The following is a 24471-nucleotide window of genomic DNA, read 5'->3' as shown; positions in this document are numbered from 1 at the left end:
TCAACGATGACGACCTCTGCAGAAACCGCCAAGCACTACGTGCCGCAGGACCTTCCCACCCACATCCAGCACTACATCAACGGCCAGTTCGTTGACTCCGTTGGCGGAAAGACGTTCGATGTGCTGGACCCGGTGTCCAACCGGAACTACGCCACCGCGGCCGCAGGCCAGAAAGAGGACATCGACCTCGCCGTGGCCGCCGCCCGCGAAGCCTTCGTCAACGGCCCGTGGCCGAAGATGAAGCCCCGCGAACGCGCCCGCATCCTGAACAAGATCGCGGACGCCGTCGAGGCCCAGGAATCCCGGCTCGCCGAGCTGGAAACCTTCGACACCGGCCTGCCGATCACCCAGGCCAAGGGCCAGGCCTTGCGCGCGGCGGAGAACTTCCGCTTCTTCGCGGACCTGATCGTGGCCCAGTTCGACGACGCCATGAAGGTCCCCGGCTCGCAGATCAATTACGTGAACCGCAAGCCGATCGGCGTCGCAGGCCTGATCACCCCCTGGAACACCCCGTTTATGCTGGAGTCCTGGAAGCTCGCCCCGGCCCTGGCCACCGGCAACACCGTGGTCCTCAAGCCCGCCGAGTTCACCCCGCTGTCCGCGTCATTGTGGGCCACCATCTTTAAGGACGCGGGCCTGCCTGACGGTGTCTTCAACCTCGTCAATGGCCTCGGCGAGGAAGCCGGCGACGCCCTCGTCAAGCACCCGGACGTCCCGCTGATCTCCTTCACCGGCGAGACCACCACCGGCCAGACGATCTTCCGCAATGCGGCTGAGAATCTCAAGGGCCTGTCCATGGAGCTCGGCGGCAAGTCCCCCTGCGTGGTGTTCGCCGACGCCGACCTTGACGCCGCGATCGATTCGGCTCTGTTCGGGGTGTTCTCCCTCAACGGCGAACGCTGCACCGCCGGCTCCCGCATCCTGGTCGAACGCGCCATCTACGAAGAGTTCTGCGAAAAGTACGCGGCCCGCGCAAGGAACATCGTGGTGGGCGACCCGCACGACCCCAAGACCCAGGTGGGCGCCCTGGTCCACCCGGAGCACTACGAAAAGGTTGCCACCTACGTGGAGATCGGCAAGTCCGAAGGCCGGCTGCTGGCCGGCGGCGGCCGCCCCGACCACCTGCCCGAAGGCAACTACATCGCACCCACCGTCTTCGCCGACGTCGCCCCCGACGCCCGGATCTTCCAGGAGGAGATCTTCGGACCTGTCGTCGCCATCACCCCGTTCGAAGACGACGACGAAGCCCTCGCCTTGGCCAACAACACCCGGTACGGCCTGGCCGCCTACATCTGGACCCAGAACCTGACCCGGGCGCACAACTTCTCCCAAAACGTCGAAGCCGGGATGGTGTGGCTGAACAGCCACAACGTCCGTGACCTGCGCACCCCGTTCGGCGGTGTCAAAGCATCCGGCCTGGGCCACGAGGGCGGCTACCGCTCCATCGACTTCTACACCGACCAGCAGGCCGTCCACATCACCCTTGGTACCGTCCACACCCCGAAGTTCGGTGCATAAGACACAGTTCGGCAGCATCGAAACATCAGCCGCCAACGAAGGCTAAGCTCCGGCACCCAGCCCGGCCAGCCGCCGTCGTACTTCCCCCAACACCTTTCAACGAAGAGAGAAGAACATGAGCAACTTCGTCCCCACCCCCTCAGTTCCGGCACCGGACATCGTCCGCTGCGCCTACATGGACATCGTGGTCACCGACCTCGCCAAATCGCGCGAGTTCTACGTGGACGTCCTCGGACTGCACGTCACCGAGGAAGATGAGAACGCAATCTACCTGCGCACCCTGGAGGAGTTCATCCACCACAACCTGGTGCTCCGCAAGGGCCCCATCGCCGCCGTCGCGGCCTTCGCCTACCGGGTGAAGTCCCCCGCCGAAGTGGACGCCGCCGAGGCCTACTACCGCGAGCTGGGCTGCCGGGTGGAGCGGCGCAAGGACGGCTTCACCAAGGGCGTGGGCGATTCCGTCCGGGTCGAGGACCCGCTGGGCTTCCCGTACGAGTTCTTCTACGACGTGGAGCACGTCGAACGCCTCACCCAGCGCTACGACCTCTACTCCGCCGGCGAACTGGTCCGGCTGGACCACTTCAACCAGGTCACCCCTGACGTGCCCCGCGGCCGTGCCTACCTTGAAGACCTCGGCTTCCGCGTCTCCGAAGACATCAAGGATTCCGACGGCGTCACCTACGCCGCGTGGATGCACCGCAAGCAGACCGTCCACGACACCGCCCTGACCGGCGGAGACGGCCCGCGCATGCACCACGTCGCGTTCGCCACCCACGAAAAGCACAACATCATCCAGATCTGCGACAAGATGGGCGCCCTGCGCATCAGCGACCGGATCGAACGCGGCCCCGGCCGGCACGGCGTGTCCAACGCCTTCTACCTCTATATCCTGGACCCGGACGGCCACCGCATCGAGATCTACACCCAGGACTACTACACCGGCGATCCCGACAACCCCACCATCACCTGGGACGTCCACGACAACCAGCGCCGCGACTGGTGGGGCAACCCCGTGGTTCCGTCCTGGTACACCGAAGCCTCCCTGGTCCTGGACCTGGACGGCAACCCCCAACCCGTCATCGAACGCGAGGAAAAGTCCGAAATGGCCGTCACCGTCGGCGCCGACGGATTCTCCTACACCCGGCCCAGCGAAGCAGCCGGGGCTGAGGGCTTCAAGCTCGGGGCGCAGCTGTAGCCATGCTGGATGCCAAGACAATTGAGGCCATCGCCGACGAGCTGCTGGAAGCAGGCCGCACCCGCACCCCGGTTCCCCGCTTGACGGCCCGTTACCCCGGGATGACGGTGGAGGACTCCTATGCGGTGCAGCAGTTGTGGCGGCGCCGGAACGAGGAAGCCGGCCGGACCCTGGTGGGGCGCAAGATCGGCCTCACGTCCAAGGCCATGCAGGACGCCACCGGCATCACCGAACCGGACTACGGCGCCATCTTCGATGACATGGTGCTCGAAACGGGATGCTCCGTGGAGTGGGACCAGTACACCCACCCGCGCGTGGAGGTGGAACTCGCGTACGTGTTGAAGGACGGGCTCAAGGGTCCCGGCGTCACCATCTTCGACGTCCTGAAGGCCACCGAGTATGTGGTTCCGGCCCTCGAGATCCTGGACTCCCGCATCGAGATGGAGGGCAGGACCATCGTGGACACCATCTCCGACAACGCCGCGATGGGTGCCATGGTGATCGGCGGCCGCCCGGTGAAACCCGACGCCGTGGACCTGCGCTGGGTCTCCGCGATTCTGTACAAAAACCAGACCGTGGAGGAAACCGGCGTCGCGGCCGGCGTGCTGGACCACCCGGCCAACGGGGTGCACTGGCTGGCGAACAAGATCGCCGCCCACGGCGATTCCCTGAAAGCCGGGGACATCATCCTCGCGGGCTCGTTCACCCGCCCCCTGTGGGTGTACAAGGGCGATACTGTTCACGCCGACTACGGACCCCTGGGGAGTGTCACATGCCGCTTCGAATAAACGACACCTTCCGCGACGCGCTCCACAATCAAAAGGGTAAAGCAGGCCGGCCGCTCGCCGGGATGTGGGTGTGCTCGGGCAGCTCGCTGATAGCCGAACTCTGCGCCGGGTCCGGCCTGGACTGGCTGCTGGTGGATGCCGAGCACAGCCCCAACGGTCTCGAATCCATCCTCGCCCAGCTCCAGGCCATCCACGGCTACCCGGTCCACACCCTGGTCCGCCCGCCGGTGAACGACACCGTAGTGATCAAGCAGTACCTCGACCTCGGTGTGCAGAACCTGCTCATCCCCATGGTCAACTCCGTGGCCGAGGCAGAGGCCGCGGTTGCGGCTACCCGCTACCCGCCCCAGGGTGTCCGCGGCGTCGGCTCGGCGCTGGCCCGCGCAGCCCGGTGGAACCGGGTGCCGGACTACCTGGCCCGGGCCGATGACACCATCAGCGTTACAGTCCAGATCGAATCGACGGCGGCCGTCGAGGCAGTCGAGGACATCCTGAAGGTCGACGGCGTCGACGCCATCTTCGTCGGGCCTTCGGACCTCGCCGCGTCCATGGGCCTGCTGGGACAGCAGGAACACCCCGAGGTGCGCGCCGCCGTCGAACACTGCCTCACCGTCGCGAAAGCGGGCGGCAAGCCCGCCGGCGTCAACGCCTTCAACCCCGACACCGCCCGCCACTACCTGGACAATGGTGCCAACTTCATCCTCGTGGGCGCCGACGTCGCCCTCCTCGCCCGGGGCTCCGAAGCCCTCGCGAAGCAGTACATCCAGAAACCAGACGGCGACACCCCCGCCAGCTACTGACCGTGGTTGGGAGCCGCAACCGGCCTACCCCATGGCTGAGGCGGCGGCGGTCCGTCCGGCGAACTGTCGGCGTGCCCAGCGGGCCAGCTTCTTGCCCTTGCCCTTCCACCAGTTGTCCTCGTCCTTGTCGTGGTGCAGGCGGAAGATGATGGCCATGAGCACGAACATGCCCATCACCACGTCGATCCAGGACGCCAGCACCAAGGCGATCAGGACTGTCAGGCCGTTGGCGATGATGGACGGGACGGCAAGGGTCCGGAAGACGGTGCTCGCCACAAATCGCCGGTGCGACCGCGGTACGGACAGCGCGCGCACCATGTCGAAGCAGACGCACACCACCACGACGGTTTGTCCCAGTGCCAACAGGATCTGGCCGGGAAGCGAGCCGCTGAAGGAGGCGACCGCTTCCATTCCCGGGCTCACCGGTGGTTCCCGTGGCGTGGACGGCAGAAGGCGGGCGTCGGCCCATGAGTACCAAACATCAAAACCCCCAGAAACTTGGAACCACTGCTGCTGATCCAGCAGTGGTTCCATTCAAGTTTCCGGGGGCTGTACCGTCACGAGTAGTGGGTACTCATATTTTCCGGATACGTGGTGGTTCCGGTTCTCAGATGAGCATTGCCTTGCGAACGTCAGCCGCGGATCCGGCACCGCCGGCCCCTGAGGACGAGACCCTTCCGGCGGAGAGGACGTAGTAGCTGTCCGCGGCCTGCAGGGCAAAGCCAATGTGCTGCTCCACCAGGAGGATGCTCATTCCGTTCCGCTGGGAAAGCTTGATGATGGTCGCTTCTATCTCGGCCACGACGTTTGGCTGGATGCCTTCGGTGGGTTCGTCGAGGATCAGCAGGCGCGGGTCCGTGATGAGTGCCCGCGCGATGGCCAGCTGCTGCCGCTGCCCGCCGGAGAGCAGCCCGGCCCGCCGCGCCAATAATGGCCGGAGCGCCGGAAACATATCCAGCGCCTCCGCCACGCGCCCGGCGCCGTTCCTGCGCCCGTCCGCCACCAGCTGCAGGTTTTCCAGGACGGAGAGCTGCGCGAACGACTGCTGGCCCTGCGGCACATACGCCATTCCACGGTCCACCCGCCGGTGCGGGCGGAGTGCGGCGATGTCCTCCCCGTCCAGGCTGATGCGTCCCGCGGTGGGTTTGAGAAGCCCGACGACGGCGCGCAGCAGCGTTGTTTTGCCGGCGCCGTTGTGCCCCAGGACAGAGACAACGGCGCCGTCCGGGACGGTCAGGCTTACCCCGGAGATTACCTGTGTGCGGCCGTAGCCGGTCTGCAGTTTTTCAATTTCAAGCATCGGTGGCCTCCGCTTCCGAGGACCCCAGGTAGACGTCCTGTACTTTCTTGTCCGCCTGCACCTGCGCCACGCTTCCCTCACTGAGGACCTTGCCCGCAGCCAGGACAGTGACCGACGTTGCGAACTCACGGACGAAGTCCATGTCGTGTTCAATCACCAGGGTGATGCGGCTGGCTGCGATCCGGCGCAGCAGCTCCCCGGTTTCCGCGCGCTCGTCCTGGCTCATCCCGGCGATTGGCTCGTCCAAAAGGAGGACTTCCGAGTTCTGGACCAGGAGCATGCCGATCTCCAGCCATTGCTTTTGTCCGTGGGCAAGGATCCCCGCCTTTTTCCCGGCCGCGCCCTCCAGTCCAATGATCTCCAGCGCCTCTTCCACCGCCGTGTCCACGGCCTTGCGGCGCCGCAGCATTCGAAGCGGGCCGCGGCCGGCACCGGCAGCGATGTCGAGGTTTTGGAGGACGGAGAGATTCTCGAAGACGCTGGCAGTCTGGAACGTACGCCCCACGCCCAGCCGGGCGACCTGATGCACTTTGCGTCCGAGGATTTCCGTGCCGGTGTGGTTCACCGATCCCGTGGCTGGTACCAGGCCGGTGATCGCATCGATCACGGTGGTCTTGCCGGCGCCGTTGGGGCCGATCAGGAACCGCAGGTCGCCCTGGACCACATCCAGGTTGACGTTGTCCACGGCGAGGAATCCGTCAAAGGAGACCGACAGGTCCCGGACTTCAAGGTATTTCGGCCGGCCGTGGCGCAGCCCTCCGGCCCGCGGCTCACCGTCGGGGAGCAGGGTGGGCGTGGTCATCTGCGGGCCTCCTCAGGCATGGTGGCGTGCTGTTCTGGTTCCGGCGATGCGGCCAGGGATGCTGGCGCGGGGGTTGCCGGCACTGCCGGCGCTGATGCTGTTGTTCGGAGTCTGCGCCGCCTGCCCAACAGCGCCGGCAAGGAGGCCAGCCCGCCCGGCATGAACCCGATGACCAGGACAAACAACAGGCCCTGGAAGTACACCCAGAAGGAGGGGAAAGTGGAGGACAGGGCGGATTGGGCGGCGGCAACGCCCACAGCGCCGAGGACCGGCCCCAGGAGGGTGGCACGGCCGCCGATTGCAACGCCGATGAGGAAGGCGATGGAAGGGATTACGCCCACATCCGCCGGTGAGATAATTCCGACGAGCGGGACGAACAATGCACCTGCAATGCCTGCCAGGACAGCGGCAACCACGTAGGTGACAGTTTTGATGGTGGCCGGATCGTAGCCCAGGAAGCGGACCCGTTCCTCCTGGTCCCGGACCGCAACCAGCAGCTCCCCAAACCGGCTGTGCATCAGCTGCCGGGCAAGGGCTATGGACAGCAGGAGGACCACCGCCGCGATCAGGTACAGCATCACCTTGTTGTTCGGGTCCTTCAGGTCGAAACCGAAAAATGACCGGAACCCGCTGAGTCCGTTTGAACCACCGGTGGTGGCCTGCTGGCCGATCAGGAACACTGCGAACGCAGCCGCCAGCGCCTGGCTAAGAATTGCGAAATACGCGCCCTTGACACGGCGTTTGAAGACCGCCAGGCCAAGGACAAGCGCCACCAGCCCCGGTATCAGCACCACCGCCAGCAGCGTCACGGGGGGGCTCCGAAACGGTTCCCACCAGCCGGGCACCTCGCCGCTGCCGTAAAGCGACATAAAGTCCGGCACCCCGGAGCCGCCGAAAAGCGACGCGTCCGCCAGCTTCATATGCATCGCCATGATGTAGGCGCCAAGCCCGAAAAACACTCCCTGGCCCAGGGTCAGCATGCCGCCGCGTCCCCAGGCCAGGCCGATGCCGACTGCCACGATCGCGAAGCAGAGGAACTTCCCCAGCAGGCCCAGGCTGAAGACCGGAAGCACCGCGGGCGCAACTCCCAGCAGCAGGACTGCCCCGAGGGCGAATCCGGCCGCAGTACCCAACCGTCCGCGCAACAGCCCCCTCATGCCAGGCTCCTTGTCTTGAGGCTGAAGATGCCCTGCGGCCGAAGCTGGAGGAACACCACGATCACTATCAGGATGAGGACCTTGCCGATACTTGCTGTGGTCGAGTATTCAAAGACAGACTGCAGCACGCCCAGTGCGAACGCCGCGATGACAGCTCCCTTGATCTGGCCAATGCCACCAGCCACTACCACCAGGAAGGCATCCACAATGTAGTTGGTCCCGAGGTAGGGGCTGGTGGAACCTATGAGGGTGACGGCCACACCGGCTACTCCGGCCAGGCCGGAACCGATGAAGAACGTCAACTGGTCGCTGCGCCGGGTTGAGACGCCGCTGGTTTCTGCGAGATCCCTGTTCAGCACAACGGCCCGGATGCGGCGGCCCAGCGGGGTGGCCCTGAGCAGCAGGACCAGTCCGGCCAGGCACAGCAGCGAGAGCGCCAGGATAAACAACCGGGTCAACGGGATCGGTGCGCCCAGTACCTCGATGTTTCCCTGCAGCCAGGCTGGTGCGCGCACGTCCACGCTTGGTGCACCGAAAATGTCCCGCGCGGCCTGCTGCAAAATGAGCGCCACGCCAAAGGTGACCAGGAGCGTGTCCAGGGGCCGGTGGTACATGCGGCGCAACAGCACCGCCTCGAGCACCAGCCCCAGGACACCACCCACCAGGAAACCCGCTGGAATGGAAACCAGCAGTGAAACGCCGGCATCGGAGATGGCCTGCTGGACCACGAAGGCTGTGTAGGCCCCGGCCATCATGAACTCGCCGTGGGCCATGTTGATGACCCCCATCTGGCCGAAGGTCAACGACAGTCCCAGTGCTGCCAGGAGCAGCACGGACCCGAGGCTGAGTCCGGCGAACATTTGCCCTATCAGGAGTTCCATCCAGCAGGCCTTTCTTGATGTGTCCGGCGCCCGGTTACTTGGCCAGGTCCTTGGCCCAGTCGTACGTCTTCAGGAACGGATCCGGTTCAACTGCCTCCGGCGAGGACCAGACCGTGTCGATGAGCCCCTCCGAGTTGATCTTCCCGATCCGGGGAGTCTTGGTGATGTGGTTGTTTTCCCCATTGACCGTCACCAGGCCTTCGGGGGCTTCGAAGGTCACGCCATCCGCGGCAGTTTGCACCTTGTCCACGTCAAAGGACCCGGCCTTCTCCACCATGGCTTTCCAGAGGTACAGCGAGGTGTAGGCGGCTTCCATGGGGTCGCTCGTCACGCGCTCAGCGCCGAACTTCGCTTTGAAGGCGGCAACGAACTTCGTGTTGGCCGGGGTGTCGAGGGTCTGGTAGTAATCCCAGGCGGTCAACTGCCCTTCCACATTGTCCAGGCCGACGCCGGGAACTTCCTCCTCGGCGATGGAAACTGAAACCACGGGCATGGTGTCAGCTGTCAGGCCAACGCTCTTGTACTGGCGGAAAAAGGCCACATTGCTGTCGCCGTTGAGGGTGTTGAAGACCGCGTCGGCTTTGGAGTCCCGGACTTTGTTGACGATGGTGGAGAATTCCGTGGAGCCGAGCGGGGTGTACTCCTCGCCAAGGATTTCAATGCCCTTGGCGGCGGCGTAGGCCTGGATGATCTTGTTGGCCGTCCTCGGGAAGACGTAATCGCTGCCAACCAGGAAGAGGGACTTGGTTCCCTGCTCGGCCAGGTAATCCAAGGCAGGAATGATCTGCTGGTTGGTAGTGGCACCGGTGTAGAAGATGTTCTTCGAGGACTCCAGGCCTTCATATTGCACCGGGTAGAACAGCAGCGCGTCATTGGCTTCGAACACGGGGAGCATGGCTTTGCGGCTTGACGACGTCCAGCCGCCGAATACTGCGGCAGTGCAATCCTGTTGGATCAGCTTTCCGGCCCGCTCGGCAAACTTCGTCGGTTCGCTGGCGCCGTCTTCGCTGACCACCTGCAACTGTTTGCCCAGCACGCCGCCGGAAGCATTTATTTCCTCTGCGGCCAGGGTCAGGGAGTCGAAGACCGTGCTCTCGCTGATGGCCATGGTGCCGGACAGGGAGTTAATGAAGCCTACTTTGATGCTGCTGCCGGACGTGTCCACGCAGGAGGTGCCGCTGCTGGCGGTGGAGCCAGCCGATGCCGGATCTGCGATCTGGCTGCCGCAGCCCGCCAGGACCGCGGCCATGGCTGCCGCCGCCAGGGGAAGGAAAGCGCGTTTATTAACCGAAACCCTCATGTGTACCTGCTTCTCACTCCGCCGCTGCGTGGGCAGCGGCTCGCCTCCGAGGTCCTGGGAAGTGACCCCTTGCGATGAATGTAGGAGCGGATTGTTTCGGCAGCTGCGGCAGTTGGTTTCGTTGTCGTTTCGTCCCGGCTCCCCGGAGCCGCCAGATGCCTGGTTGTCTGTCTAAAATGCTGACGAACGCGGGAAAAGCGGGGGAAGGAAAGTTAACTTGGGGGAAACGTGCGGCGGCGTAACGTTGGCCCGCCGGCCGGACATAAACCAGCGGGCCGTCGTTAGTCGCGCCTGACCTGCGGCTTTACCAGGCGGCGGGAGCTACTGTCCGATAGCGCGGGGCCGCCAGAGCACCACAGCCTGCGAGCGGGGACGGGGGCGCTGGCCGCGTGCCAGGCTCACTACGTCGCCCGCTGCACCCGCCGCAAAGATCCGGGAATCGAAAGGCTGCGGGCGCCGGCTCAGTTCGTCAGCCAGCTCCGCTACACGGTGCTGCAAGGCAGCCACCTGGTTTTCGAGTTCCAGGATCCGCTTGATGCCTTCGAGCGAGACGCCTTCCTGCGACAGCCGCTGCACCTCGCGCAGCATGTTGATGTCACGCTGCGAGTAGCGGCGGGACTTGCCGGGCGCGCGGCTGGGCGAGACGATGCCCATCCGATCGTATTGCCGAAGAGTCTGGGGGTGCATGTCCGCCAGTTCAGCCGCCACCGAGATCACAAAGATCGGCTGGTCTGAGTTGATGTCCATGGCTCACCCGCTGCTAAAGCCGGGCCTTGGCGGCCAGGCCTTCTCGGACGTCAGCTCCGGCCGTGGCATCGGCAAACGCCTTGACCGCGGCTTCGGCTTCCTTGTTCAGGTTCTTGGGAACGGCGACGTCGATGGTCACCAGCAGGTCGCCGGTCCCCTTGGACGTCTTCACGCCTTTGCCCTTCACCCGGAGGGTACGGCCCGACGGCGTACCGGCAGGAACGCGGACCCGCACCTTTTCGCCCTCGATGGTGGGCACTTCGATGTCGGCGCCCAGGGCAGCCTCGGGGAAGGTGACGGGAACATGGATACGCAGGTTGTCGCCGTCGCGCGTGTAGAACGGGTGCGGCTGGACCGAAACGGACACCACCAGGTCACCGTTGCCGGCGGCACCGGGCTGGCCCTTGCCGCGGATGCGGACTTTCTGGCCGTCCTTGATGCCGGCGGGCACGCGGACGTCGATAACCTCGCCGCTGGGTTCCCGCAGTCCGATGGTGGTGCCGCGGATCGAACCCGCGAAGGAAATACTCGTGGAGGCAGTCCGGTCAGCGCCCTTCTGCGGTGTCCGCTGGAAACCCGTCTGCCCAAAACCGCTGCCGAACAGGTCGGCGAACTCCGGCGGGATACCGCCGGCGGAGGGGTTGAACCCGCCGGCGTGGCGTCCGGTGTTGCCCGTGAACAGCCCGCCGAACATATCCTCGAACCCGCCGTTGCCTGCACCGGCACCGCCGGGAGCAAATCGGGCTCCGCCGCCCATGGCCCGGATGGCGTCATACTGCTGGCGCTCTTCGGGATCGGAAAGAACAGAGTAAGCCTCGGAGATGTCCTTGAACTTCTTCTCGGAAGCAGAGTTCCCCGAGTTCGTATCAGGGTGGTGCTGCCTGGCCAGCTTCCGATAAGCCTTCTTGATGTCGGCGTCGGAAGCGTCCTTGGCGATACCAAGGATCGCGTAAAAGTCCTTGTCCACCCAATCCTGGCTAGCCAATGGCGTTTCCTTTCAGTCTGTATTTACTAAAGCTCTACGCGCTGCATGGGCCCCCGCCCCTACGCCGGGCGGCCTGGGATCTGCGATCCCACGCCGCCCGGCTCCGATAGGCCCGATGCCACTCCCTGGGCCCATGCAGCGCTCCGAGCTTGTGTCATCTCACCTTAGGTGACACGAACGCCGAACGCCGGAGCGGATGAGGGGGCCCGGGAGTGGCTTCGGGCCTGCCGGAGCGTGGCGGCTTTGTCCGTAGGACCAAAGCCGCCACGCGTAGGGGCGGGGCCCCCTCATTCGTGGAGGCGTGGAGGTGCGAACTACGCAGGTACAGCGACGATGACCTGTGCGGCCCGGAGGACGCGGTCGCCTGACTTGTAGCCGGAGCGGAGAACCTGGCTGACGGTGTCAACTTCGATGTCCTCGCCGGGCTGCTGGATGAGGGCCTCGTGGATCGTGGGATCGAACTCCACGCCGGTCTCATCGATGCGTGCCAGGCCGTAGGTCTTCAGCGCGTTCTCGAGCTTGGTGGCAATCGCAGCGAAGGGGCCGTCGGCGAGGTCGCCGTGCTGCCGGGCGGCGTCGACGTCGTCCAGGACCGGAAGCAGGGAGTTCAGGACGCCGATAACGGCCATCTCCCCTGCCACGGCGCGGTCGCGTTCGACGCGCTTGCGGTAGTTGACGTACTCAGCCTGCAGCCGGAGGAGGTCGTTCTTCAGCTCGGCCGCCTCCGTGGTGGTGGAGCCTGCCGGAACCCCCTGGGCCACGGATTCCTCGGCCGGCACTTCGATGCCGTTGAGGATCTCCTCGGCCTGGGCGAGCGCGTCGCCGTCGGAGTCCACGTCGGGACCGTCGCCTGGGGCTGACTCGGCGCCCTCAGGGTGCCGGGCCTGCCCGGTCACCGGGTCAACCTTGCGGTTGTCCCGGATGACCGGTTCCTGGTGGCCGTTGCCCTGCTGCTCCTGGCGCGCGGATGAGATGTGCTCTTCCTCGTTACCGTGGTGCGGCATGGCTACTTCTTCGCTTCGTCTTCGTCGATGATCTCGGCGTCGACGATGTCTTCATCGCCCGAGGCAGAACCCGTATTCTCCCCGCCAGCGGCGCCTTCAGCACCTGCCGCACCGGTCGCGCCGTTGGGGGAACCGGCCTGGGCGTAGATGGCCTCGCCCAGCTTGCCCTGGGAAGCCTGCAGCTTCTCGAAGGCGGCCTTCACCGCGGCGTCGTCCGTACCTTCGAGGGCCTTCTTGAGGTCGTCGACGTCGGCCTGGACCTCGGTCTTGACCTCTTCGGGCAGCTTGTCGGCGTTGTCGGCGATGAGCTTGTCCACGGAGTAGGCGAGCTGCTCTGCGGTGTTGCGCGTGTCGGTTGCCTCACGGCGGGCCTTGTCCTCGGCTGCGTGCTCTTCGGCATCCTTGACCATGCGGTCGATGTCTTCCTTGGAGAGGCTGGAACCGCCCGTGATGGTCATGGACTGTTCCTTGCCGGTGCCCTTGTCCTTCGCGGAAACGTGGACGATGCCGTTGGCGTCGATGTCGAAGGTGACCTCGACCTGCGGAACGCCGCGCGGAGCCGGTGCGATGCCGGTCAGCTCGAACGTGCCCAGCGGCTTGTTGTCGCGGGTGAACTCGCGTTCGCCCTGGAAGACCTGGATGGCCACGGACGGCTGGTTGTCGTCCGCGGTGGTGAAGGTCTCGGACCGCTTGGTGGGGATTGCGGTGTTGCGCTCGATCAGGTGCGTCATCACGCCACCCTTGGTTTCGATACCGAGGGACAACGGGGTGACGTCGATCAGGAGGACGTCCTTGCGCTCACCCTTCAGCACGCCGGCCTGCAGGGCTGCGCCAACGGCCACAACCTCATCCGGGTTCACGCCCTTGTTCGGCTCCTTGCCGCCGGCGAGTTCCTTGACCAGCTCGGAGACTGCGGGCATACGGGTGGAGCCACCGACCAGGACGATGTGGTTGATGTCGGAGAGCTTGATGCCGGCTTCCTTGATCACATCGTGGAACGGCTTCTTGGTGCGCTCCAGCAGGTCCTTGGTGAGGTCCTGGAACTTGGCGCGGGTCAGCTGCTCGTCCAGGTGGACCGGACCGTCGGGGGTGACGGACAGGTACTGGAGGGAGACGTTGGTGCTGGTGGAGGAGGACAGTTCCTTCTTGGCCTGCTCGGCTGCTTCGCGGAGGCGCTGGAGGGCGATCTTGTCCTTGGACAGGTCGATGCCCTTGACCTTGAGCTGGTTCAGCAGGTAGTCAACAACCCGCTGGTCCCAGTCGTCGCCGCCCAGGCGGTTGTCACCGGCCGTGGCGCGCACCTGGATGGTGGAGAAGTTGTCTTCGTCCTTGCCGACTTCCAGCAGGGAGACGTCGAAGGTGCCGCCGCCGAGGTCGAAGACCAGGATGAGTTCGTCTTCCTTGCCCTTGTCCAGGCCGTAGGCCAGTGCGGCCGCGGTGGGCTCGTTGACGATGCGGAGGACGTTCAGGCCGGCGATTTCGCCGGCTTCCTTGGTGGCCTGGCGCTCGGCGTCGTTGAAGTACGCCGGGACGGTGATCACAGCGTCGGTGACCTTTTCACCCAGGTAGGACTCGGCGTCGTTCTTCAGCTTCATGAGGATACGCGCGGAGATTTCCTGCGGGGTGTACTTCTTCTCGTCAATGCCGACGGTCCAGCCTGTACCCATGTGGCGCTTGACCGAGGCGATGGTGCGGTCGATGTTGTTGACGGCCTGGCGCTTGGCGATCTCGCCCACCAGGACCTCGCCGGACTTGGAGAATGCAACGACCGACGGCGTGGTGCGGCCACCCTCGGCGTTGGCAATAACGGTGGGCTCGCCACCTTCGAGAACGGAGACGACGGAGTTGGTGGTTCCGAGGTCGATACCTACTGCACGTGACATGTGTTGCTTCCTTCTTTCCTTGGAAACTTACTGGCGCCCTGATGATTGAGCGTTCTGCACTCAACTTTACTCAGGGCGCCAGCGATGTCAATCCAAGTTGAGCGCACTACGCTCAACTTTGTTTTCGGGCAGTGGAGAGTTGGCTTGGAGTTCCTTACGATGCCGGGCTTGGGCAGCGCACGACGGCGGCCCGCCGTTTCGCTGCTGGTGAACCGCGCCGCCGGGCTGCTTGCCTTGCGGTGCTACCTGTCGCTGTCCCGGTCGCCGTGCAGGGGCCCGCGCTCTTCAGCCGTGGTGTTGACCTGCCCGTCGGTAAGCCCCTCCCGGATGGCGTCAGTTTCGTGCCCGGTTCCAGCGGTACCGGCATCCCCGTAATCCCCGTCCGGGTATTCGCCGTCCTCAAGGTTCCCGGCAGGGTCCCCTACAGTGCCGGCGTCACCGTAGTCGCCATCCACATACTGGCCGCCTTCGCCTTCGAGTCCGGGGGCACTGTTTCCCCTGCGGGGCTGCTCCGCTGCGGATTCCTGGTTCTCAGTCATGGTGCACCTCTCCTTTGAGTTCCGCGTCCATGCGGGCGCATGTGCAGTCTATCCAGCGGGCGTTTCCTCCAACAGGGCATCAGCCGGGCCCGGACGCTGCTCAAGCTCCTGCCGGCCCAGCTTGCCCGGCCACCAGATCCGCGGACCGATGTCGTACGCCAGGGCGGGCACCAGCAGCGAGCGCACCAGGACGGTATCCAGCAGCACCCCGAAGGCGACGATGAACGCCAGCTGCACGAGGAACATGATGGGGATGACGCCCAGGGCGGCGAACGTGGCTGCCAGCACCACTCCGGCGGAGGTAATCACACCGCCGGTGACGCCGAGCCCGCGAAGGATGCCGGGCCGGGTGCCGTGCTTGAGCGATTCCTCCCTGACGCGGCTCATGAGGAAGATGTTGTAGTCCACCCCGAGCGCTACCAGGAACACAAAGCCGAACAGGGGAACTGTGGCGTCCGCACCGGGGAAGCCCAGGATGTTGTTGAACACAAAGGCCGAGACACCCATGGCGGCCGCGTAGGAGAGGACCACCGAGAGCACCAGGAGGACCGGTGCAACCACACTCCGGAGCAGCAGCATCAGGATGAAGAGGATGACCACCAGGACAACCGGGATGATGATCACGAGGTCACGCTGGGCAGTGGTGTTGGTATCCAGCGCTGTGGCGGTTACCCCTCCCACCAGGGCGTCGGGGTCCACAGCCTTGACCTCCGCACGCAGGGCCTTCACGGCCTCCTCCGCTTCGAGCGAATCCGCGGCGGAGTTCAGCGTGGCATTGATCAGCACTTTGCCGTCGCGGACGTCGGGAGCGCTGGGAGCGCCGGGGGCTCCGGTGATGGGCACGGAACCCTGCGCCAACAGGTAGGCCTCACCGACGCCGTCGGCCGCTTTCACAGTGTCCAGCACCTCCCCCGCCTTGCCCTGGTCCACTACCACGACGGCGGGGCTGCCGCTGCCGGCGTCGAAATGGCGCGCCAGGGCGTCCTGGCCGTCCACTGCGTTGGACGCCGTAAGGATGACGTCAGTCTGCGGTACCCCGTTGGCCTTGAGCTGAAGGACACCGGCGGAACCGGCCAGCAGAAGCAGGACCGAGGCAACCCAGACGATGCGGGGGCGCCGCGAAACCAGCGAGCCCGTGGCACGCCACAGCCCCTTTTGGCCTTCCAGTCCGGTGACGAGCTCCGGCTGGCGCTCGTCCGCGGGGGCGAGTTTCGGGCGGAAGGGCCAGAACGCCGCGCTGCCCAGGAGTGCCATCAGGGCAGGCAGCAGGGTCAGGGCTGCGAACAGCGAGCAGAGGATGCCGGCAGCTGCCACGGGACCCAGCGCCTTGTTGGAGTTCAAGTCCGAGAAGAGCAGGCACAGCAGCGCGATGATCACGGTGGCGCCGGACGCGAGGATGGGCTCGAAGGAGGCCTTCCAGGCGGTCAGCACGGCGGCGGTGCGGTTGGTGGTGTGGGTCAGGGCTTCCCGGAACCTTGCCACATATAGCAGGGCGTAGTCCGTGGCGGCGCCGATGACGAGGATGGACAGGATGCCTTGGCTTTGGCCGTTGAGCTGGATCCAGCCGGCCTTCGCCATGCCGAACACCAGCAGGATGGCCGCGCACAAGGCGAAGACCGAGGTCAGGAGCACCATGATCGGCAGCAACAGCGAGCGGTAGACAATCAGCAGGATCACAAAAACCGCGGCCAGCGCCACCAGCAGGAGGATGCCGTCGATGCCTGCGAAGGCCGCTGTGAGATCTGCCGCCAGGCCGGCAGGACCGGTGACATAGGTCCGCATGCCCTCGGGTGCTGCCTCGGCAACGGTGTCCCGCAACTCCTGGACAGCCTCCTTGATTTCGACCGACGAGTCGATGGGGGCGATGTACTGGACCGCTTTGCCGTCCTCTGACGGAATTGGACCAATCACCGTACTGCCCAGTTCCAGGCCTTCAAGCTCCGCCCGCAGGGACGCGGCCTCGCCCAGTTGGGCCGGCGTGAGGCTTTCGTCGCTTTCCAGGACGATAACGCCGGGAACCTCGTCAGAGTCCCGAAATTTCGACTGCCAGTCCTGCGCGGCCGTTGCCTCGGCGCTGGCCGGCAGGAAGGATGCCTGGTCATTGGAGGACACCTCCTCGAGCCGGCCAAAGGTGGGTCCGCCGATCCCGGCGAGCGCCAGCCAGGTCAACACGAGGATTACGGGGAGGAGCCAGCGCAGCCAGAACGGAACGCGTTCCTTGGGTTGGGAATGGGAGTTCATGATGCCTTCCGGGCAGCTATCGGGAGTAGGATTGGTTCCATACTAGAGTATCTCCATTATGGAGATAAGTGGTTCCCTAGCTTTTTCTCCTCTCTAGACCGGGAAGAGGGGAAAGACTCAGCTGAAGTAATATCCGTCAGTACGGTTAAGCCGCACAGCCGGCGCCCGAGGCGGGGCCCGTATGAGCACATATTCTTGGAGGCGGACATGGCAAGCGACGAGACGTCCGCTGCCCCCGGCCCGCCGGCGGCCGGCGGACCGCCCCCGCTGGTGCGGCTCCTGCAGGAATTCACCCTCGAGGCCAACCGCTATGTGGACGCGGCCGGCGGGCGCAAGGACATGCACCGGACGGACCTGAACGCGCTGGCGGTCATCATGCGCCACACCGCAAATGGCGGCACTGTCACGCCGGGCCTCCTGCGCAAGGAGTTGAACCTGAGTTCCCCTGCCACCACGGCCCTGATCGACAGGCTGGACAACTCCGGACACGTAGTGCGCGAGCGGGACAGCTCCGACCGCCGGCAGGTTCACCTTCGCATGACGCCCAAGGCCTTCCAGGACGGCGGCGCCATCTTCGCTCCCCTCTCGCGCCGGATGGGCAGCGCCATGGCGAATTTCAGCGCGGAGGAACTCGAAACAGTGACCCGTTTTATGACGGCCATGGTGGAGGCCACGGTGGCCGCGCGGGAAGAATCGTCCAGCACGCCCAAGTAGGTTGGGGGTAGCGTTTGGTTATGAGTGCCCAACAGCCCGAAGACGACGTTTACACGCACGGCCACCACGAGTCGGTGGTCCGCGCCCATGCCGCCAGGACGGCCGAGAACTCCGCCGCATTTGTCCTGCCGCACCTCGCACCCGGCGCTGAAGTGCTCGACGTCGGCTGCGGCCCGGGCAGCATCACCTGCGATTTCGCCGTCCTGGTCAACCCCGGAAAAGTTACCGGCCTGGACCGCTCACCGGACATCATCGCCCAGGCCAAAGCCCTCGCCGTCGAGCGGGAGGTTTCCAACGTGGAGTTCGTAGCGGGCAACATCTACGACCTCGACTTCGACGACGAAACATTCGACGTCGTGCACGCCCACCAGGTGCTTCAACACCTCACCGACCCCGTGGAGGCGCTGCGGGAAATGCGACGGGTGGCAAAGCCGGGCGGCATCGTTGCCGTTCGCGACGCCGACTTCTACGGCATGAGCTGGTACCCCGCCATTCCTGAGCTGGACGAGTGGATGGAGCTGTACCAGCGGATCGCCCGCAGGAACGGCGCGGAGCCCGACGCCGGGCGGCGGCTGGTGAGCTGGGCGCAGTCGGCCGGCTTCACCGACGTCGCGCCCACCAGCAGCAACTGGCTTTACGCCACCGGGCAGCAGCGCCGCTGGCAAGCGCGCGTCTGGGGCGAACGAGTACTGCACTCCGCTTTCGCAGAGCAGGCACTGGAGTACGGTTTCGCCAACCCTGCCGACCTGGCCAGGATTTCTGCCGGTTGGCACCGTTGGGGATCCACGGACGACGGCTGGTTCCTGATTCCCAACGGCGAGGTCATCGCCCGGGCCTAGGGACTGGGAACGATCCCTCACGGCCACGGGCTTCCACATAGCAATGCTTCAGGCTGCCATTGCCTGCCGGCCCAAGATTATGGTCAGCCCATGACCTACTACGGTGACAACGAATATTGGGCGGAACCTTACACACCGGAAGTTGACCAACTAGACTTGGTCAACATGGGACAGTACAACGTCCAGGAAGCAAAAACCCGGTTGTCCGAACTGTTGAATCAAGTGGAAAAAGGCGAGGACGTAGTTATCGCCAAAGCCGGCAGGCCGGTTGCCAGGCTGGTGAAAATTGAGCGTCCCCATAAACGCGAACTGGGCTTCCTTGCGCCCCTGCACATCCCTGATGAGTTCTACGAGCCGTGGAGTGACGAGGAGATGGGGGCCGGCGAATGACGCGGTTCCTGCTGGACACACACGTCTTCCTGTGGGCGGTGGCCGAACCAAAACGTCTCTCCAGCAAAGCGAGGAGCTCCATCACCAAACTGGAAAACCAGATATACGTGTCGCCGGTGACCGCCTACGAACTTTCATACAAGCATCACCAGGGAAAGTTGCCATCCGGGGCGGCTATTGTTGCAAGCTTTGGGCGGCAGGTCGCCCATCTCTATGCCTCCGAACTTGCGGTCTCCTCGCCGCACGCCCTCGCGGCAGGACAGCTGGACTGGGACCACAAGGACCCCTTTGACCGGATGCTCGCTGCCCAGGCGATGGTGGAGGGCTTCACCCTTATCACCGCGGATGAAGACCTGCAGGCCTTCGGACCTGTGGCCACCCTTTGGTGAGGATGGCCCTAAACTTGGCTGGTGCAATTCTCCCTGTGGCTCGCCCTGGCCGGCGCCGGCGCCCTCATCAGTTTCACCCCCGGCGCCGGGGCCATCAACACCATGAGCAACTCCCTGACCGCCGGTTTCCGCCGCTCCATCTGGGGCATCCTGGGGCAGCAATTGGCGCTGGTGGTACACATCGTGATTGTGGCGCTGGGCGTGGGCGTGCTGGTGGCGGGTTCGCCCGTGGCCTTCAACGTCATCCGCTACGCCGGCGCGGCATATCTTGTCTATCTGGGCATCCGGCAGTTCCTTAGCAAGCCGGACCTTGAACACGAAAAGATTGCGGGCTTGAAGAACGAGCCAGCCTGGTCCATCTTCCGGCGGGGCCTTTGGGTGAACCTGTTGAACCCGAAGGCAATCGTCTTCTTCCTCGCGTTTATGCCCCAGTTCATCCGGCCGGACCAGCCCCTCCTGGCCCAATACGCAGTGCTCGCGGCAACAGTCGTGGCCATCGACATCCTGGTGATGTGGTTCTTCTTTGCGGCCGCAGCCAGGTCCTTCGAGCGCTTTACCCATAGCGCCCGGGGACAACTGGTCCTCAACCGGTCGTTTGGTGTGCTGTTTGTGGCCGTGGGCATCCTGCTGGCTTTCCTCCACTGACCCTTAAGCACAGTTGGGCCCGCCAGCTGACGCCGGGTGTGACGAAAAAGCAGACCTTCTTTACAAAAGAGTCATCCTTTATGAACCTGGCGCTAGCCAACAGGGCCAATTAGCACGCATGCTTAGTATATGAACTCAACGTCGAGCCCATACCGTGTCATTGCAGTCTGTACCGGAAACATCTGCCGGTCCCCCATGACCGAGCTGATGCTCGCCGCGGCGCTTGAACGCGAGGGGCTGGACGGCGTGGTCACCGTGGACTCAGCAGGCACCACCGGCTACGAAGCAGGCCGCCCGATAGACCCGCGGGCCGCACGGCGTTTAACCGCCACGCAGCTCTTCTCGGACAAGCACATCGCCCGGCAGTGGCAGTCCGCATGGTTCCGTGAACGCGACCTGATCCTGGCGCTCGACATCGACCACTACGCGTGGCTGAGCGAGTCCGCGCCGGACGATGAGTCCCGGAACAAGATCCGCATGCTCCGGAGCTTTGATCCCCGGCTGGCAGAAAAGGACCTGCTGGACCAGGGGATCGAGGACCCCTGGTACGGCGGGCACGCAGATTTCGACGCCGTCTGGCACCAGATCCACGCCGCCCTGCCCGGGCTGGTGGGTTATCTCAAAGGGGCTGTCCTCCAAGGCGCCCAGCTACAGCGCTGATGAAAGCCCCACGGGGATAAAGGTACGCTCTAATCCATGAGCCCTGCCCCCGTCATCATCGCCGTCGACGGGCGCTCAGGCGCAGGAAAGACAACGCTCGCCGTTGAACTGGCGGCACGGTTGCGGGCGCACCACAAGGTCTCGCTGTTCCACCTCGAGGACATCTACCCGGGCTGGAACGGGCTGATGGCCGGCGTGGACCGCTACGTCGCCACCGTGTTGGCGCCCTTGAGCCGGGGCGAGGCGGCTGCCTGGGTCAGCTGGGACTGGGAGAAACACTACGACGGCGACGTCCGCGTCACGCTGCCCGCCGAGATCGTCATCGTTGAGGGTGTGGGTTCTGCTGCCGCCGCTGCGCGTCCCTTCCTCAGTGCCGTCATTTGGGCCGACTCGCCCGAGGACATACGCCGGACCCGCGCACTGGACCGTGATGGCGGAACATACGAACCGTTCTGGGACCAATGGGCGGCACAGGAAGAGCAGTGGCTGCGCGGCGACGACGTTCCCGGCCACGCGGACGTACACGTCCTGAACCGCGCAGACGGGGCCGCCCCCGCCGACGTACTCCAGCTCCTTCCCTACCTTCCCGCGTTGGCCACCGCCCTCTCCCCCGAGCTGTCCGCCCGCCGCGGGCTGAGCCTCCGCGCCGAATGCCTGAACCTGCGCCCGGACGCCGCCGCACTGTTCAGCGCCCTCTACGGCAGCTCATCCAACGCAGTCTGGCTGGACTCCTCCAATACGGGCGCTGCCGCCGGGACTCCTCCGCACCAGTCCGGGTCCGCCGCAGCTTCGGAGCGCAGGCGCTTCAGCATCATGGCGGACGACGGCGGGTTGTCCGGCCAGTGCGTAACGCACCGCTCCGGCAACAGCGTGATCCACGCGGGCTGCGCCACCGCCACCATCGAAGGGCCCTTCTTCCGCTGGCTGGACACCGTGTGGGGAGGCGCAACGGTCCACACTCCCGACGGCTACCCGGGCGAATTCGCGCTGGGCTGGCTCGGCTGCCTGGGCTACGAACTCAAGCGGGAAACCGGCGGAACCGATCTTGCAGCTTCCACCCCGGACGCCGCCCTGATCTTCGCCGCCAGGGCAGTGGTCCTGGATCACGCCGCAGGTACCGCTTGGCTCCTGGCCCTGGACGTTCCGGATGCGGACGAGTGGTTCAGGGGCGCGCGGGCCGCCGTCCAAACTGCCTCCGCACTGGCTCCAGATGGGGAGGGGGTCTCCAACGCCGGCGGCAGCAGCGGCGTCGTCCTTTCAGATCCGCCAGTGTTTCGCAGCCGTGATACCGGCGCCGGATACAAGGCAAAAATCGCCGCCGCGCAGCACGAAATCGCCGAAGGAAACAGCTACGAAGTGTGCCTGACCACCACACTCTCGGCCAGTGTTCCGGCCGCAGAGCTGGACCCGTGGCAGACGTACCTTGCCCTGAGGCGCAGGAACCCCGCACCCTTTGCCAGCTACCTCCGGTTCGAGGGCCTCACGCTTGCCAGCACCTCGCCCGAGCGGTTCCTGAAGATAGCGTCCGACGGCGGCATGCGGGCCGAGCCGATCAAGGGCACCCGCCGCCGTGCCTCCGATCCAGCGGAGGATGCCCGCCTGCGCTCAGAGCTCGAAACGTCCGTCAAGGACCGCGCCGAGAACATCATGATCGTTGACCTGCTGCGGAATGACCTCAGCCATTTCGCGGTCCCCGGCTCCGTGACCGTGAGCAGGCTTTGTGCCATCGAAAGCTACGCCACCGTCCACCAGATGGTCAGCACCATCGACGCCCAGCTGCGGCGTGGGTCATCGCGGGCAGAGGCGGTGGCAGCCTGTTTCCCGGCCGGTTCCATGACCGGCGCGCCCAAAATCAGCACCATGGCCATCCTGGACCGGCTGGAAGGCGAAGGACGCGGCATGTACTCCGGTGCCGTCGGGTACTTTTCACTGAACGGCGCGACGGACCTCGCCGTCGCCATCCGGACGCTGGTGATCCGCGACGGCGGTGATGGAACCGCGGAACTGACCCTCGGCGTCGGCGGCGCCATCACTGCCGATTCCGACGCCGGCGAGGAGTACGAGGAGATCCGGACCAAGGCCTTCGGGGTCCTCTCAACGCTGGGTGCGGAGTTCCCGGAGGACTAAGCCCCCTGAGCGGCTTACTGAACGGTCGCCGTCAGCCTGGCCACGTTGTCCACATAGCGTGCCGCCAGCGGGCGGTTAAGCCAGTCGGACAGCTTGAGCTCGTGCGAAATGTCCCGGTACGTGTCTTCCACAGCGCGCATCTTGGTGACGATGCCGGCTCCCAGCAGCATCACGGACACCTCCAGGTTCAGCGAGAAGGAGCGCATGTCCATGTTGCTGGAGCCGAGGACCGCCACTTCGTCGTCGATGGTGAAGTGCTTGGCGTGGAGCACAAACGGGGCTTTGTAGAGGTAGATCCGGACGCCCGCCTCCAGCAGCGCCTCGTAGTAGGAACGCTGGGCGTGGTGGACCAGGAACTGGTCTCCCTTTTCGGAGACGAACAACTCCACGTCCACGCCGCGCTGGGCTGCTGTGGTGATGGCGTAGAGCAGCGAATCGTCCGGGACGAAGTACGGACTGCAGATGGAGATCCGGTGCTGCGCGGAGTAGATGAGGGTGTTGAAGAGCCGCAGGTTGTTTTCGGTGATGAAGCCGGGGCCGCTCGGAACCACCTGCGCGGTGACGTTCCCGGGATGCGGGTTGGCCGGAAGCTGGAGCTGGTGTTCCAGGGACTCGTCGGTTTCGCTCAGCCAGTCGGTGGCGAAGACGACGTTCAGGGTGGTGACGATCGGCCCATGGAGGCGGGCCATCAGCTCCACCCACTCCCGGCCGGCCTTGCGGTGCCGCGGGTTGTTGTAGGAGGGCTCGATCAGGTTCTGGGAGCCGGTGAAGGCGATTTCGCCGTCGATCACCATGATCTTGCGGTGGTTCCGCAGGTCGGGCCTGCGCCACTGGCCGTGAATGGGCAGGAGCGGGAGCATCCGCTTCCACTGGATCCTGCCGGCCCTGAGCCGCTCTAACAGGTTTTTGTAACCCTTGACCCGGAGGGTGCCGATGTGGTCGAACAGCACCCGGACTTCCACGCCCCGCTCCGCCGCTTCCTCCAAGGCTGTCAGCAGGTCATTGGTGATGTGGTCCGTGCTCATGATGTAGAACTCGGCATTGACGAACTTTTTCGCCTTCCGCACCGCCTCCGTCATCTGCAGGATGGAGTCGGGGTAGCCGGGGATGAGGTCCACGGAGTTGCCGTCCACCATGGGGAGCGAACCCAGCCTCCGGTTCAATTCCGCGGCGGACCGCACCCATTCCGGTCCCGGGTAGTCGCTTTCCACGTCCGCGAGGGACGTGATCCCGGCGCGCACCCTCTCGTTGACCAGCTGCTGCTGCTCACGGCGCCGCTTTGACAGCTGGAAGTTGCCGAACAGCAGGAAAAGGACGATGCCCACAAACGGGACAAAGAAGATGCCCAGCAGCCAGGCCATCGCCGTCGTGGGCCGCCGGTTGCCGGGAATGATGCCCACGGCCAGCACCCTGATCACCAGGTCGGCGACAGCCAGCAGCACCACGATCCACGTCGGCGCGGAACCGGCAAGCGAAAATGGCCACAACACGGAAATAACCCCCGGGAGACGGGCCGCCGGCGGACGGTTTCCAGCCGGGGCACTCTGCCCAGCTTATCCGCGGGACG

The 24471-nt window shown here is 65.0% G+C and carries 24 protein-coding genes; 11 read left to right on the top strand and 13 right to left on the bottom strand.

The annotated features are described in order from the left end of the window. Positions 1-6 precede the first annotated feature (6 nt). The 4 genes from hpaE (at position 7) to M8J71_RS03615 (ending at position 4301) form a co-directional block, all read left to right on the top strand. A complete protein-coding gene (gene hpaE, locus M8J71_RS03630) occupies positions 7-1518 on the top strand; it encodes a 5-carboxymethyl-2-hydroxymuconate semialdehyde dehydrogenase (RefSeq protein WP_256246640.1) in 1512 nt (503 codons plus the stop codon). 115 nt (positions 1519-1633) lie between these two features. Next, entirely contained in the window at positions 1634-2713 is a 1080-nt protein-coding gene (gene hpaD, locus M8J71_RS03625; protein ID WP_256246639.1) for a 3,4-dihydroxyphenylacetate 2,3-dioxygenase, read from the top strand. A gap of 2 nt (positions 2714-2715) precedes the next feature. Next, complete coding sequence (hpaH, locus tag M8J71_RS03620) at positions 2716-3501, top strand: 2-oxo-hept-4-ene-1,7-dioate hydratase (protein ID WP_256246638.1); 786 nt, start codon at positions 2716-2718, stop codon at positions 3499-3501. After that, positions 3486-4301, top strand: a complete 816-nt coding sequence (locus tag M8J71_RS03615) for an HpcH/HpaI aldolase family protein (RefSeq protein WP_256246637.1) — start codon at positions 3486-3488, stop codon at positions 4299-4301. The genes hpaH and M8J71_RS03615 overlap by 16 nt, the downstream gene beginning before the upstream one ends. A 24-nt stretch (positions 4302-4325) precedes the next feature. Here the strand turns inward: M8J71_RS03615 and M8J71_RS03610 are convergent, their stop codons facing one another. The 12 genes from M8J71_RS03610 to M8J71_RS03555 form a co-directional block, all read right to left on the bottom strand. Then, positions 4326-4712 (bottom strand): hypothetical protein, encoded by a 387-nt coding sequence (locus tag M8J71_RS03610; RefSeq protein ID WP_256246757.1) that lies wholly within the window; start codon positions 4710-4712, stop codon positions 4326-4328. 196 nt (positions 4713-4908) lie between these two features. After that, positions 4909-5601 (bottom strand): urea ABC transporter ATP-binding subunit UrtE, encoded by a 693-nt coding sequence (gene urtE / locus M8J71_RS03605; RefSeq protein ID WP_256246636.1) that lies wholly within the window; start codon positions 5599-5601, stop codon positions 4909-4911. Beyond that, a complete protein-coding gene (gene urtD / locus M8J71_RS03600) occupies positions 5594-6403 on the bottom strand; it encodes an urea ABC transporter ATP-binding protein UrtD (RefSeq protein ID WP_256246635.1) in 810 nt (269 codons plus the stop codon). Before urtD ends, urtE begins: the two co-directional genes overlap by 8 nt. Beyond that, the gene (gene urtC / locus M8J71_RS03595) at positions 6400-7560 is read right to left on the bottom strand and encodes an urea ABC transporter permease subunit UrtC (RefSeq protein WP_256246634.1); all 1161 of its coding nucleotides are present in this window, start codon (positions 7558-7560) and stop codon (positions 6400-6402) included. The genes urtD and urtC overlap by 4 nt, the downstream gene beginning before the upstream one ends. Beyond that, positions 7557-8441, bottom strand: coding sequence for an urea ABC transporter permease subunit UrtB (gene urtB / locus M8J71_RS03590; RefSeq protein ID WP_256246633.1), 885 nt, complete (start codon positions 8439-8441; stop codon positions 7557-7559). Before urtB ends, urtC begins: the two co-directional genes overlap by 4 nt. A 34-nt stretch (positions 8442-8475) precedes the next feature. Then, the gene (urtA, locus tag M8J71_RS03585; RefSeq protein ID WP_256246632.1) at positions 8476-9741 is read right to left on the bottom strand and encodes an urea ABC transporter substrate-binding protein; all 1266 of its coding nucleotides are present in this window, start codon (positions 9739-9741) and stop codon (positions 8476-8478) included. A gap of 321 nt (positions 9742-10062) precedes the next feature. Beyond that, positions 10063-10488, bottom strand: a complete 426-nt coding sequence (locus M8J71_RS03580) for a heat shock protein transcriptional repressor HspR (protein ID WP_163167621.1) — start codon at positions 10486-10488, stop codon at positions 10063-10065. 13 nt (positions 10489-10501) lie between these two features. After that, a complete protein-coding gene (locus M8J71_RS03575) occupies positions 10502-11473 on the bottom strand; it encodes a DnaJ C-terminal domain-containing protein (RefSeq protein ID WP_256246631.1) in 972 nt (323 codons plus the stop codon). 314 nt (positions 11474-11787) lie between these two features. Next, on the bottom strand, positions 11788-12477 hold the full coding sequence (locus M8J71_RS03570; RefSeq protein ID WP_256246630.1) for a nucleotide exchange factor GrpE: 690 nt from the start codon (positions 12475-12477) through the stop codon (positions 11788-11790). 2 nt (positions 12478-12479) lie between these two features. Next, positions 12480-14360: a molecular chaperone DnaK gene (gene dnaK, locus M8J71_RS03565; RefSeq protein ID WP_256246629.1), complete on the bottom strand. Its 1881-nt coding sequence runs from the start codon at positions 14358-14360 to the stop codon at positions 12480-12482. Between the two features lie 242 nt (positions 14361-14602). Beyond that, on the bottom strand, positions 14603-14899 hold the full coding sequence (locus tag M8J71_RS03560) for a hypothetical protein (protein WP_256246628.1): 297 nt from the start codon (positions 14897-14899) through the stop codon (positions 14603-14605). A 48-nt stretch (positions 14900-14947) separates the two neighbouring features. Then, complete coding sequence (locus M8J71_RS03555; protein WP_256246627.1) at positions 14948-17140, bottom strand: MMPL family transporter; 2193 nt, start codon at positions 17138-17140, stop codon at positions 14948-14950. Between the two features lie 207 nt (positions 17141-17347). On the opposite strand from M8J71_RS03555, the gene M8J71_RS03550 reads away from it, so the two are divergent. The 7 genes from M8J71_RS03550 (at position 17348) to pabB (ending at position 22904) form a co-directional block, all read left to right on the top strand. Further along, a complete protein-coding gene (locus M8J71_RS03550) occupies positions 17348-17854 on the top strand; it encodes a MarR family winged helix-turn-helix transcriptional regulator (protein WP_256246626.1) in 507 nt (168 codons plus the stop codon). Between the two features lie 20 nt (positions 17855-17874). Next, a complete protein-coding gene (locus M8J71_RS03545) occupies positions 17875-18693 on the top strand; it encodes a methyltransferase domain-containing protein (protein ID WP_256246625.1) in 819 nt (272 codons plus the stop codon). Between the two features lie 90 nt (positions 18694-18783). Continuing rightward, positions 18784-19083: a type II toxin-antitoxin system Phd/YefM family antitoxin gene (locus tag M8J71_RS03540; RefSeq protein WP_308292944.1), complete on the top strand. Its 300-nt coding sequence runs from the start codon at positions 18784-18786 to the stop codon at positions 19081-19083. Further along, positions 19080-19472, top strand: a complete 393-nt coding sequence (locus M8J71_RS03535; RefSeq protein ID WP_256246624.1) for a type II toxin-antitoxin system VapC family toxin — start codon at positions 19080-19082, stop codon at positions 19470-19472. Before M8J71_RS03540 ends, M8J71_RS03535 begins: the two co-directional genes overlap by 4 nt. A 21-nt stretch (positions 19473-19493) precedes the next feature. Beyond that, positions 19494-20117 carry a LysE family transporter gene (locus M8J71_RS03530; RefSeq protein ID WP_256246623.1) on the top strand — a complete coding sequence of 208 codons (624 nt, stop codon included), beginning with the start codon at positions 19494-19496 and terminating at the stop codon, positions 20115-20117. A gap of 129 nt (positions 20118-20246) precedes the next feature. Further along, the gene (locus M8J71_RS03525; RefSeq protein ID WP_256246622.1) at positions 20247-20777 is read left to right on the top strand and encodes a low molecular weight protein-tyrosine-phosphatase; all 531 of its coding nucleotides are present in this window, start codon (positions 20247-20249) and stop codon (positions 20775-20777) included. 36 nt (positions 20778-20813) lie between these two features. Continuing rightward, positions 20814-22904: an aminodeoxychorismate synthase component I gene (gene pabB, locus M8J71_RS03520; protein ID WP_256246621.1), complete on the top strand. Its 2091-nt coding sequence runs from the start codon at positions 20814-20816 to the stop codon at positions 22902-22904. A gap of 14 nt (positions 22905-22918) precedes the next feature. Here the strand turns inward: pabB and cls are convergent, their stop codons facing one another. Further along, positions 22919-24391, bottom strand: coding sequence for a cardiolipin synthase (gene cls, locus M8J71_RS03515; RefSeq protein ID WP_305478377.1), 1473 nt, complete (start codon positions 24389-24391; stop codon positions 22919-22921). Between the last annotated feature and the right edge of the window lie 80 nt (positions 24392-24471).

Origin of the sequence: Pseudarthrobacter sp. R1, assembly GCF_024494415.1 — a bacterium.
In the GTDB taxonomy this organism is placed as follows: domain Bacteria; phylum Actinomycetota; class Actinomycetes; order Actinomycetales; family Micrococcaceae; genus Arthrobacter.
Note: the sequence above shows the minus strand (reverse complement) of the source record. Positions and strands in the feature narration are given on the sequence as shown.